This is a genomic window from Chryseobacterium sp. 22532 (genome assembly GCF_052044665.1).
GTDB classification, from domain to species: domain Bacteria; phylum Bacteroidota; class Bacteroidia; order Flavobacteriales; family Weeksellaceae; genus Chryseobacterium; species Chryseobacterium lathyri.
This window is the reverse complement of record NZ_JBQENJ010000002.1, coordinates 435017-447522: the sequence shown is the minus strand read 5'-3', so window position 1 is coordinate 447522 and position 12506 is coordinate 435017. Positions and strand designations below refer to the sequence as shown.

Here is a 12506-nt window from a genome sequence, read left to right as displayed (position 1 = left end):
ATAATGCAAAGGCGCTATTTTTTTAAGCTTTATGTTTTTTAGGTGCAAGGATTTTATCTGCGATAAAATTGATCATATTATTATCTCCCCCTTTTCTTTAAACATTTTTGATTTTTGGTTCTGCATTATTCACTAAAAGCTCTATTCTCCTTTTTTCTTAGACAACATCCATTCGTACAGTTTAGGGTCTGAATAGGTGGAATCCCATGAATTGTGATTGTCATTAGGAAAAATAATCAATTCTGCTGACGGGTTTACCGGATGTAATCTCTGGTAGAAGTTAAATGCATTTTCAGGCAGAACGACATCATCCATTCCTCCATGAAAAATCTTCATATTCAGATCTTTATATTGGTTGATATTTGCATACATGATCATATCTGTAGGTGCACAAACCGGCACTACTGCTGCAAACATTTCAGGATGCTCCATGGCGAGTTTCAAAGTTCCCCAGCCTCCCAGGGAAAGTCCTGTAAGGTAAATTCTTGAAGCATCAATTTTATATTTTTTCTGAATTTCTTGGATCAGGTTATAAATTGTCACTGTATCCCACCATGAATCTGCAGGACACTGCGGCGCTAAAATGGCTACAGGTTCTTTGATCAGGCTTTTATATGTAAACGGACTGTGTACCTTGACTGCTTCAAGATTGTTACCTCTTTCTCCTGATCCGTGAAGGAACACGATCAGCGGAACATTTCCTTTTACCTTTTGAGGGTAATCGAGAATATAAGATATCTTTTCTGTTCTTTTAATTTCTTTATTGAGTTCTGCTTTTATTTCCTGAGCATTCACGTGTAATGAAAGCGGAAGGAGTAAAAGTGGAAGGTGTTTTAGTTTTAATTTCATATTGTTAATCAGGGTTTGGTTAAAGCCGTTTGGTGTGTTACTTTGTATTTGAACGGACTAAAGTCTGTTTCTATTCATGAAAATCCTGCTGAAGGTAAGATTTATAATTATTTAATGCCATATTTTTCAGACTGAAAACTTAATTTCTTGAGTCCCTGCTGAATTTCGGGGGCATTCATAAATAATTTCCAAAGGAATCCGGTTCTGTAGTTTTCAATCATAGGTGCTATTGTGCCCTGATCTATGGCTAAATATCTTGGTGTAAACCAATTGTTGTAATTCACTGAAGTAGCATCATATGGTCCTGCTGAGCCGATAAACTCAGGTTTCTCAGTATATAGGAATCTCAGAAAGTTCATCGATTCTTTTGGAGTGTACGGGAAGCTGCTCAGTGCTGCTGTAGGTGTGATCACTCCGTTGTCATTGCCAGGCATGTGGGCAGTGTATCCTGTACTTCCGTCTTCATTTCTTGTATATCCGGCTGTCAGACCCCAGTAATTTGGCCCGTAGCCTTTCCACTGTTTTGGATTTTCAACACAGTATTTATAGTCGATAAGGACTTGATTTTTGTTTAAGTCAAAATAGTTTTTCACCAGCTTGTCAGAAAGTCCGGTAGGATCCAGACCGATGTAGGAATATTGTGACCAGAAAAGCGGCCCGCCGTATTCTTCGGCATAATTGTGTTTTACATATAGAGGAAGCCCGTATTTTGTTTTATCTGTAAGGTACTTTCCATTTCTCGTCCAGCCTTTGTAATAGGTTTCAGCATCGATTGGATGGGTAGGTGATGAAGCAGCTAAAATGTAGGTGATAAGACATTCGTTATACCCTTCCAGCGGAAAGTTCATTTCCCACTGATACTCTGGTGACCAGTGCCAGTAAAGGACTTTTTCGCCTCCTTTTGTGTACCAGTTCCATTGAATTCCTTTCCAAAGCTCATCGCATTTTGCAGCAAGGGCTTTTTCTTCGGCATTTCCGTTTTTAAAGTATTCACGGACCATCAAAATTCCGGAAGTAAGAAATGCGGTTTCAACCAGATCTCCACCGTTATCTTTTTTTCCGAAAGGAACCGTTTTTCCTGTTTCTCCATTGATCCAGTGGGACCAGGCACCTTTATGACGGTCTGCTTTGGCAAGAAAATCCATCATATGAGTCAGCCTTTTTACCGCTTCCTGTCTTGGAATGAATCCTCTTTCCACTCCTACCAGAAGCGTTGCCAATCCAAACCCGGATCCTCCTGTTGTCACTACATGCTTATCATTATCAGGATAGATATTGTCTTCGTGATAGCGCTCTCTTCCCAGCATAGATTTAGGTTCAGCGTAGTCCCAAAAATATTTCAGGGCATCTTTCTGAACTCTGTCCATAAGCTGTTCATCTGTGATGTTACTTTTTACAACTTTATTTTGAGTAATTTCCTGTTTCGGAGATTTGGAGTTTTTGCAAGAGTATGCAAAGAATAAAGAGGTTACAGCAATTGATAATACGGTCCTTTTCATGAAATCTTTTTTACCTGTTTTTACTAAAAGAAGAGGAGAACTTTCATTCTCCTCTAAAGTTTATGGTTTATTTTTAATAGCCCGGATTCTGTGTAAACAGCCCGTTACTTTCATTGATGACATCCAATGGAATTGGGAAAAGTTCATTCTTTCCAGCCTTAAACCCATAAGGAGTCAGTACTGTTGCGGCCTGTCCTGTTCTTACCAGATCTACGAAACGATCACCCTCTAATGCCAGCTCTACTCTACGTTCATGCCATATTGCTGCTCTGAGAGCTGTCTGTGTTGAGGCTGTAGTACCTGGAAGCTGCGCTCTGGTCCTAACCTTATTAAGATTTGTAATAGCTGCAGCAGTATTCCCCAGTTCATTTGCTGCTTCAGCATTTATTAGTAGTATTTCAGCAAATCTCAAAATTCTGATATTTTGGATCGATCCATAACCACATGCATTATTATTGAGTGCCTTTGGTACATACACTTTCTGGTTGTAAGTAGTAACAGATTGAGGATCTCCCATTGCAATAAGGTCTCCTTCCGGAGTAATTTCTCCATTTCGGAGAATGGTTAATTCTTTACGAATATCTCCTGGTTCAAATGCATTTTCCAATGCCTGAGAAGGGGTAAAGAATCCCCAACCGAATTGATTTCTTACTCCCTGAACCTCAGCATACTGGCTACCTCCAAACTGAGCTGAACATTGACAGTTAACTTCAAATACTGATTCTGATCCGAATTCTCCAGCTGGTCTGAATAAATGATTGAAATCCGGATCTAAACCATATCCCAATGCAATAACCTGATTGGTAGTATCATAAGCTTTCTGCCAGTCTTTTTTATAGAGATAAACTTTAGAAAGCAGCCCAAGAGCAGCTCCTTTTGTTACTCTTCCTAAATCTGCAGCGCCATAACTTTGTGGAAGAACAGCTGCAGCGCTTGTAAGATCTGAAATAATAAAATTATAAACTTCATCTACAGAGTTTCTTGGAATATTATAATTGGTCTGCAGACCATCAAATATTGGAACACCACCATAGATTCTCACCAAATTAAAATAAAAATATGCTCTTAACATTTTGGCTTCTGCAACCAATCTGTTCTTCAAGTCAGCATTCATTTCAATTCCCGGTACTTTAGAAATTACCTGGTTAGCTCTATTAACAGCCTGCCACTGCCCAATCCAATATCCTCTTACTCCATCGTTACTAACGGTGTATGTAAAATTATCATACTCATTGATAAATGATGCATCTCCGGGATTCGAGCCTTTCACCACATCATCCGCAGGCACTCCAAAAACAAACTGGTATGGAAACGCTGAATTGTCCCAGCTTCTCAAAAAACTATAAATAGCATTGGTTCCATTCATTGCATCCTGTTCTGTGGTAAAAAATGTAGACGCTTCAATTACCCCCTCTTCTTTTATATCCAAAAAATCATCTTTGCAACTAGCTAAAAGAGAAACTAATGCGATTGATAAAAATATTTTTTTCATAACTCTTCTAATTAAAATGTTAAATTCATACCAAATGTATAGATCGCCGAGATAGGATAGATATTCTGATCAACTCCCATTTGTACTCTGTCTGTATTCATAATTTCAGGAGAAAAACCATTATATTTGAAACTGGTCCAAGGATTCTGTGCGCTTATATACAATCTCAGTTTAGTGATAGACATAGAATTTGTAAATGCTTTCGGTAAGTTGTATCCAATCTGAACATTTCTGATTCTAATATAGCTCCCGTCTTCTACATAAAAGCTGTTAGGTAAGATAATAGCCTGATTATTCGTAACCATTGAATAAGAATTAGATGATCCTGCACCAGTCCATCTGTTATTATAAAAATCTAGGTCCCAATTTTCGTTTCCAAAACGCTGTTCACGGTTATAATTATAGATCTTATTTCCGAATACTCCCTGGAAATCAATAGCAAAATCGAAGTCATAAATATTCATATTAACTCCAAAACCATAAGTTCCTTTAGGAATAGGGCTTCCCAAAAATGTTTTATCTCTTGTATCAATAACCCCATTTCCATCCAGATCTGCAAATTTAAATCCGCCAGGCTGTGCTTGATTCTGCGTTGCCCAAGCATTTACCTCCGCCTGATTCTGGAAAATTCCAGCAACCTGATATCCATAATAAGATCCAACTGCCTGCCCTTCCTCAAGTCTTACAATAGAATTACCAAATAAGCTGACCCCTGTTTCTAAATAGGAATCCCCATATACTGAAGTGATTTTGTTTTTCAAACCTGTAAAATTACCATAAACGCCAATGCCAAAATTTTCGTTGATTTTAGTATTATAATTTACGGAAACCTCAAATCCTTTATTATTAAAAGAATAGGCATTGGTAACATAATTACGCCAATTACTTGCTCCAGAAACTGTTCCTTGGAAAATTCCATATACGACATCTTTGGAATCCTTGCTAAAATAAGTAGCATCTATCTTCAGCTTATTATTAAGTAAAGCCATTTCCAAACCTAAATCTCCACCGGATGTGGTTTCCCATCCAATGGTTGGATCTATTATTTCATCAATAGTTTGTGCAGGATATCCTGTATTTCCATAATATGCACCACCTGCAATACTTGAAACATTTAGTGTATATTTTCTTGTTACATTAGGGTTTCCTAGCTTACCGTAACTTGCTCTCAATTTTAGAAGATTAAACAGATTCTGTTCACTCATAAAATTTTCTTTGGATACTACCCAACCTACACTTACTGCCGGAAAAATCTTATATCTATCATCTGAAGAAATTTGTGAAGTTCCATCCCTACGGATAGAAGCATTCAATAGATATCTTCCTTTATAATCATAATTCAATCTTCCAAAGAAAGACTCAATACGATACTGATCCTGATTTAGGCTTAACTCCGGTCTGTCATTATTATAAATCAAGATATCAGTTCCATTACTTATGCTTAAAGATTCGTTCGTCCCGTCATAGCGTACATTTTGCGCTTCAGCGTAGGTTTCAGAATAGGAATTTCTTGTTCTGGAAAAACCTGCCAGCACTTCAAAATTGTGACCTCCAAAAGTTTTCTTCCAGGTTAAGGTATTGTCCCAAACATAATTTCTGTCTCTGGAATCTCTTGTAATTAATTTTGTTGGTTTTTGGTCCGCAACAGGAACGTAAGTAAGTGTCGGGGAATACTCATATTTGTTTGTATTAATATTATCCGACGTATAGCTTACTCTTAATGTAAAGTCTTTCAAGAATTTGTATTCTCCCCAAATATTATTCAGCAGCCTTTCCTGCCTGATCTGCGAACGGAATAAATCCAGCTTGGCTCTTGGGTTAGGAATAGAATATCCATTGAAAAACTGATAATCTCCAGTTGTGGAATTCATCGTCGAAAATATCGGTGGAGCAGTATAGGCATCTAACAATGGATTCTGTGCTGCATCGGTACGCATTTTCGAAAATGAAAAATTATTTCCAATGGTAATATTGTCCGTTATTTTATATGTAAGGTTTAATTTTGTATTTAACCTGTTGAATCCGCTTCCTGAATTTATACCTCTTCCTGCAGCTAAATTACCTTCATCCTGCAAATTTCCGATACTTCCATAATAGTTAAGTTTCCCCAAGTTACCGGAAGCCGAAAAATCATTTGAATTAATAATACTTGTCCTGAAAATTTCTTTAAACCAATTGGTATCTGCCGGAAAGTTGGACCTGCTTAAATATGCGGCAGGATCGGTAACTTTTTCATTTCTCAGCTTTTCATTATATAATTCTATATACTGATCAGAATTAGCCATTTCTGGAATATTAGTTACTTTTTTAAAGCCCAGATATGAATTAAAATTAAAAACGGGCTTCTTTCCTCTTCCTACTTTGGTTTTAATAATCACAGCTCCATTGGAAGCTCTGGCTCCATAAATTGCCAAACTGGAAGGATCTTTAAGAACACTCATGGATTCAATATCCTGAGGATTCAAAAATGAGATATCATCCGTAATCATTCCGTCAACAATAAATACAGTCTTCCCTGTAAGTGAACCTACTCCCCTAATATCCACTCTAGGCGAACTACCAGGAGCTCCGGAATTCAAAATTTGAACACCAGATAGCTTACCTTGTATTGAGCTTATTGGGTTGGCATTCGGTTTATCAGCAAGATCTTTTGCTGTTACCAGCCCGATACTTCCGGTAATATTCTCTTTTTTCTGAGAGCCATATCCTATCAAAACCACTTCCTCGATCTTCTGCTCTTTGAGAGTGTCTTTCGGTGTAGTCTGCGCATTGACGTTCATACCGAAGTACAAAACCGCAATGAGGCATGAATACTTTAAATCACGTTGTTTCATATAGTTCAATTTTATTCGTACAATCTAATTTTAAAAACATGTCCTTCTTAGTGGAGTTATTTAAATTCTCAAAAAAAGACATTACTCAAAAATAGAAAAAAAATCGAACAATGTTAACATATTGTAAAAATTTAAAAAACTCAGATGAATCTTATACAGAAAGCTAAATAATTCACATTAGAATAACTAAATTACATTATAAATATGAATTTACAACAAAATACCTAATCGAAAACCTTTTACTTTTAACAAAAAAATCCCCAAATACGTAATAAGAATTTAATATTTTGTTAATACGGTTATAGTGTTTACCTTTGGCGCAATATTTGGAAAAATAAGAAAAAGATCAATGAAAAAATACATTATAACAGCAGCATTATTAATTGGAACCGGTACATTAATTTTTACCAGTGTTCAATCCTGCACAACCATGGCGACATCCGACCTTGGATTATCTATTATTAAAAGAGTTTTACTGAACGGTATAGATAAAGGAATGGGGATTTACAGCAACAAGGAAGCTTTCCTTCAAAATAATATGGTGGATAAGGCTCTTCCAAAAGAGCTAAGAGACATTAATTCTACCCTTGAAAAAATTGCTCCTTCCCTGGTAGCTAAGGAAAGAGATTTTATTGCACAGGCAGCAGCATATACCGTTAACACATCAAAGCCTATTCTACAAGGGGCTGTAAACAGTTTGAATGCACAGGATGTGACAAGAATTATTCAGGGTACAACAGCAACACAGATCTTAAAGGAGAAGACCTCTCAGCAGCTCGTTGCTGCCATTGCTCCCAAAGTGGATGAGAAACTGAATGAATATGGAATTGCAAAAACAATCAATACCGCTCTTTCAGGAAATAATCTTTTGGGAAGCCTTCTTGGTGGAAGCAACAGTAATGTAAACACCGGTGGCTTGAGCAGACTTGCCTCTGAACAGCTGGTGAACGGACTGTTCAATATCATTGAAGATTACGAGCATCAGAACTCTAAAGCACTGCTTGGACCACTTGGAAAATAGAAAAATTTTCGCTATATTTATATATAACTTAACAACTGCAGATGGACATATTACAAGGAAACCAACACGCTAACCCTGAGGATTTTTATAATTCTCTGAAGGAGAAACTGGAAGGTCACCATGACTTTCCTGAAGATTATTTATTTAAATTTATCATTCCCACAGATCAGGCAAAACTTACTGAAATTTATAAAGTTTTTGATGGCATCAAGTTTACATTGGGAAACCGCGAAAGCAAAAACGGAAAATACACTGCATGTAATATCAATGCATTCGTTCTGGATGCAGATCAGGTGGTGAATATTTATAAAGATGTCGCTAAAATAGAAGGCGTCATTCTATTGTAAGAGAAAAGAAAAGTCAGCTTTTAGCTGACTTTTTTATTATTATTTTTCAATAAAGAATTTTACATTCTCAATAGGTCTCCCCAGCATGGCAACAGATCCTTTGATCAGAATAGGCCTCTGTATCAGGGAAGGATTCTCAGACAGGATTTTAATCCATTCTTCTTCAGAATAATTTTTATCAGCATAATTTTCCATGTACAGCTTATCTGCTTTACGGATCATATGAAATACGCTCTGATTCAGCTTTTTCAATACTGTTTTGATTTCCAGGACGCTCAAAGGATCTTCCATGATGTTGATGATCTCAAAAGGCACACCGTTTTCATCAAGATACTCAAGTACAGCATTTGATTTAGAGCAGTTCCCGTTATGTAAAACCTTAACCATCATAATATTACTATTTAAAATTGAACTTTCTCCTTAAAGTTAGGAAGAATAAACGGAGAGCTTCTCTTAAATTCTGATAAAAATTTGTTAAAATAAGCCGTTCAGTTCTGCTTCTATCTTTTCAAGAATAAACCCAAAGTCTTCGGGCTTTTCTACAAAATCCAGGTCATCCACTTCGATTACCAGAAGTTTTCCTTCAGTATAATCGGAGATCCATTTTTCGTATTTCTGATTGAGTTTTGACAGGTATTCAATACTGATCGATGCTTCATATTCCCTTCCTCTTTTGTAGATCTTTTTCACAAGATTCGGAACATCGGATTTAAGATAAATTAACAGATCCGGAGCAGAGACGAAAGACTTCATCAGACCGAAAACAGATACATAGTTATTGAAATCCCTGTCTGAAAGAAGTTTCATGTCATTTAGGTTTTCAGCAAAAATATGGGCATCTTCATAGATCGTACGGTCCTGTATAATATTCTTACCGCTTTCCCTGATCTCTTTAACCTGACGAAATCTGCTTCCCAAAAAGTAGATCTGAAGTGCAAAACTCCATTTGCTCATATCCGCATAAAAATCTTCGAGGTAAGGGTTGTGATCTACATCTTCAAACTGTGCATCCCATCCGTAATGCTTGGCAAGCATCGTAGTTAATGTTGTTTTACCGGCACCAATATTTCCTGTAACTGCAATATGCATTCTCCTTAATATTTTTTATTTAATCCTGACTAAACACCTGCAGCCTGAACCTCGGATGTGTCTTCCATCAGCTTTTGTAGGGTATTATCCGAAGCTTTTTTATCAGATTCCGTCTTTTCTACATCAGTTTTTTCCACTTCTGTTCCAACTGACTGTTCAGATGGTGGTTCTGGAGCTGGCGGAGCAACCTGCTTGGTTTCGGGTTCTGTCTGCAGTTTAGTTTCCTTTATTTTTTCAAGGCTGTAAAGATAGAGTTTGTTCGCTTTGATTTCAAAATAAGAAAGGATGTTTTTATCCACAATTTGTGCGTCTTTATCTTCAAAAATTTTAATCATCCCTTTTTCCGGGTCATATTTCAGGATCGAATTGTCCGCGACCACCAAAATAACATCATTCTCCCGTCTGAATCTTTTCCCGTTTTCAAGTGGAGCTTCAAAGAGCTTTTCAAATTTCAGCGAGTATATCCGGATATGTTTCCGGGTTAAAATATAGACTTTATTTTCAAATACAAGCAGATCCATCATATCATCAAAACTGATATCAAAAGGATAAGAATTAATTGTTGTATCGTTTCTGAAGTTATACTGAATCAGTCGTTTCGTACTGTCATCCAGAAGCCACAGCTGCTGAAGATCTTCGGCATAGGCCATTTTGATAAACCCGAACTTCTGTCTGAAATCTATTTTCTGGATCTCGTTCATATTCTGATCGACAAATTTCATTTCCTGGGCATTTTCTGAGAATAATGCCAGGCTTAGCGGGTTCTGCACAGACTGTACTTTATATGGCACCGTAAGCATCATTTTTCCAAGCTGTTTTCCTAAAGAATCATATTTGGTAAAACTGAAATCTTTGTTTTTATAGATATAGAGATTGCCGTAGTCGTCCGCCAGCATATCTTTAGCTTCCTTCAGCTTTAATGTATCTAAAGGAAGGGACTTCTGTGCGTTTACCGTACAGAAAAAGAAGATAAATATGATGTAAAATAATTTCAAAATCTATTTTGGTAAAGATAACTTTCCTATGCGGAACGTCGGCAATTTACACACTTTTATTTAAATTTTAAATGATGAATTTATTGAATGGCAACTTCATAAATTTTCGTCCAGTTTTTACCGGTTATCAACATGTTATCACCTTTAAAGGCAATTCCATTTAGAACATGTTCACTGTTACCCTGATCATTTTCATGGGTTAATTTCGTAAAATCAAATTTCCCTATGGCCTCCCCTGTAGCAGGATTGATTTTTAGTATAATAGGTTTATGCCAAACATTGGAATAAATGAAACCCTTATGAAATTCCAGCTCATTAATATTGTTGTAGGTTTCAGCGTGTCCGGCAACAGACACTGTTCTGACTACCTTAGAAGGAGAGTTTATATCCAGAAAATAAAGGTTTTTTGAACCATCGGTTGCAATAAGATTTTTCCCGTCATACGTTAGTCCCCACCCTTCGCCGATCATATTCGGTAAAGGAAATTGGGAAAGTTTTTTTAATGAGTTTTTATCGTACACAAAACCTATTTTATTTTTATAGGTCAGCTGGTAAATCTTATCACCAACAATAGCACAGCCTTCAGAAAAAACATCAATGGGCTGTTTTTCTATAACACTTGGGGTGGATGAACCTAAAGTATATTTTACAAGTTTAGAATCACCGTCTAATCCGGCGCTTTCGTAAATCATATTGCCTTCCATAAGAAACCCTTCGACAAAATTAGTCGGGTCATGAGGATATTCTGCTACGATGTTGTAGGAAATATTCTGTTCAGTTTTTTTTGCAAAAACATTAATTGTTGCATCCTGACTTAAGGTTTCACCACTTTTGGTTTTAATGATAAAAGTAACGTTGTTATCTCCCAACGTGAAAAACTTAGGATCAATTGTCAAATTTGAAGTTTCATTTTCTCCAAAGCTTACCGTAATTGTTTCTGCATTATCTGTCACTTCTTTTGGAAGAGTAAGCCGATCTCCAAAATGGTAGCCCTTTGCCTCTTTTGAATTATTGTAATCAGCCAGAGAATCAAGCATTTTCTCATTGTTATTACATGATGACAGCAGAAAAATTATTGCAAAACCTGCTATGGTATTTCTTTTCAGTGACTTATTAATCATTCGTCAAAAATAGTAAATTTTTAGTCCTTTCATGAAAAAGCGCTCCTGAGGAACGCTGTTTTTTATAGATAAATCTTCATTCAGATTATTTGATCTGAACTTCATAGATTTTAGGCCAGTTTTTACCGGTTACGAGCATATTGTCGCCTTTGAAAGCAATACCGTTCAATACGTCATCACTTCCTTTGGTATTTTGTTTTGCAATATCTGTAAAGTCAAATGTACCTACTACTTCTCCCGTTGCAGGATTGATCTTTAATACGACAGGTTTCTGCCATACATTCGCATAGATAAATCCGTTGTGGTATTCCAGCTCATTCAGCTGGTCATAGATCTGGGAACTTCCTGCTACTGCAACATATTTGATCAGTTTTGAAGGATTGTTGGCATCCAGGAAGTATAAAAGCTTGCTTCCATCCGATGCAATCAGGTTTTTTCCGTCATACGTAAGTCCCCAACCTTCGCCCAAAACATTCGGGTAAGCAAATTCTGAAAGCAGTTTCAAAGAGCTTTTATCATAAATATAGCCTTTTTTGCTCTGCCACGTCAGCTGATATACTTTATCACCTACAATGGTGCTTCCTTCAGAGAAATCTTCCTGAGCCTGCTTTGTAGAAGCAAGCGGGGTTGTAGTTCCTAATGTATATTTAAGGATCTGTGAAGAGCCGTTCTGCCCGTCACTTTCATAGATTGTATTTCCTTCGATCTGGAAACCCTGAACAAAATTCTTTGGATCGTGCGGGTATTCAGCTATGATCTGATATGCCATGGTTTTTTCAGGATTTTTTGCAAATACATTGATGGTTGCATCCTGATTAAGGGTTTTTCCGCCTTTTGTTTTGATATTAAAAGTAACAGCATTATCACCTAATGTAAAGAATTTAGGGTCAACAGTTAAGCTTGAAGTTTCTTTATCTCCAAAGCTGATACTGATGCTTTCGGCATTTTCCGTCACCTCTTTCGGAAGTTCAAGTTTATCCCCAAAATGATATCCTTTTTCTACCATTGAATTATTATACTCATTCAAAGTGTTCAGGATTTTCTCATCTTTATTACAAGACGCCAACATCATAACCACCGCCAAACCAACTATTATATTCTTTTTCATTGAATTTCTAAATATTTCCCCAAAAATAGCAAATTTTATTCCGTATTGCCAATATTATCCACAGGCTATCCAAATTGTACTATATAACCGTTGTGGTCATACACCGTAAACTCCCTCCTATTCTATTCAAAAGTCCTGATCTTACAACAGA

General features: G+C 36.7%; 11 protein-coding genes. 2 read left to right on the top strand and 9 right to left on the bottom strand.

The genetic code is table 11. The features are described from left to right. Positions 1–141: 141 nt before the first annotated feature. From ACTJIV_RS06170 to ACTJIV_RS06155, 4 genes are all read right to left on the bottom strand, one after another. The gene (locus ACTJIV_RS06170; protein ID WP_440626324.1) at positions 142–849 is read right to left on the bottom strand and encodes a prolyl oligopeptidase family serine peptidase; all 708 of its coding nucleotides are present in this window, start codon (positions 847–849) and stop codon (positions 142–144) included. A 107-nt stretch (positions 850–956) separates the two neighbouring features. Further along, positions 957–2348 carry a glucoamylase family protein gene (locus ACTJIV_RS06165; RefSeq protein ID WP_440626322.1) on the bottom strand — a complete coding sequence of 464 codons (1392 nt, stop codon included), beginning with the start codon at positions 2346–2348 and terminating at the stop codon, positions 957–959. 73 nt (positions 2349–2421) lie between these two features. Further along, positions 2422–3840 carry a RagB/SusD family nutrient uptake outer membrane protein gene (locus tag ACTJIV_RS06160; RefSeq protein ID WP_111954779.1) on the bottom strand — a complete coding sequence of 473 codons (1419 nt, stop codon included), beginning with the start codon at positions 3838–3840 and terminating at the stop codon, positions 2422–2424. A gap of 11 nt (positions 3841–3851) precedes the next feature. After that, positions 3852–6674: a SusC/RagA family TonB-linked outer membrane protein gene (locus ACTJIV_RS06155; RefSeq protein ID WP_440626320.1), complete on the bottom strand. Its 2823-nt coding sequence runs from the start codon at positions 6672–6674 to the stop codon at positions 3852–3854. Positions 6675–7023: 349 nt separating this feature from the next. On the opposite strand from ACTJIV_RS06155, the gene ACTJIV_RS06150 reads away from it, so the two are divergent. Together ACTJIV_RS06150 and ACTJIV_RS06145 are read left to right on the top strand one after the other, a co-directional pair. Further along, on the top strand, positions 7024–7695 hold the full coding sequence (locus ACTJIV_RS06150) for a DUF4197 family protein (protein WP_223559166.1): 672 nt from the start codon (positions 7024–7026) through the stop codon (positions 7693–7695). 41 nt (positions 7696–7736) lie between these two features. Beyond that, the gene (locus tag ACTJIV_RS06145) at positions 7737–8042 is read left to right on the top strand and encodes a DUF493 family protein (RefSeq protein ID WP_111954775.1); all 306 of its coding nucleotides are present in this window, start codon (positions 7737–7739) and stop codon (positions 8040–8042) included. A gap of 39 nt (positions 8043–8081) precedes the next feature. Here the strand turns inward: ACTJIV_RS06145 and ACTJIV_RS06140 are convergent, their stop codons facing one another. The 5 genes from ACTJIV_RS06140 to ACTJIV_RS06120 all read right to left on the bottom strand — a co-directional run bounded on the left by ACTJIV_RS06140 (position 8082) and on the right by ACTJIV_RS06120 (position 12355). Next, complete coding sequence (locus ACTJIV_RS06140; protein WP_111954773.1) at positions 8082–8432, bottom strand: arsenate reductase family protein; 351 nt, start codon at positions 8430–8432, stop codon at positions 8082–8084. An 84-nt stretch (positions 8433–8516) separates the two neighbouring features. Further along, positions 8517–9131 carry a deoxynucleoside kinase gene (locus tag ACTJIV_RS06135; protein WP_034705905.1) on the bottom strand — a complete coding sequence of 205 codons (615 nt, stop codon included), beginning with the start codon at positions 9129–9131 and terminating at the stop codon, positions 8517–8519. Positions 9132–9160: 29 nt separating this feature from the next. Then, positions 9161–10126 (bottom strand): hypothetical protein, encoded by a 966-nt coding sequence (locus ACTJIV_RS06130; RefSeq protein ID WP_440626317.1) that lies wholly within the window; start codon positions 10124–10126, stop codon positions 9161–9163. A gap of 80 nt (positions 10127–10206) precedes the next feature. Then, positions 10207–11232: a glutaminyl-peptide cyclotransferase gene (locus tag ACTJIV_RS06125; protein ID WP_440626685.1), complete on the bottom strand. Its 1026-nt coding sequence runs from the start codon at positions 11230–11232 to the stop codon at positions 10207–10209. Between the two features lie 100 nt (positions 11233–11332). After that, positions 11333–12355 carry a glutaminyl-peptide cyclotransferase gene (locus ACTJIV_RS06120; protein ID WP_223559165.1) on the bottom strand — a complete coding sequence of 341 codons (1023 nt, stop codon included), beginning with the start codon at positions 12353–12355 and terminating at the stop codon, positions 11333–11335. Positions 12356–12506: the final 151 nt, after the last annotated feature.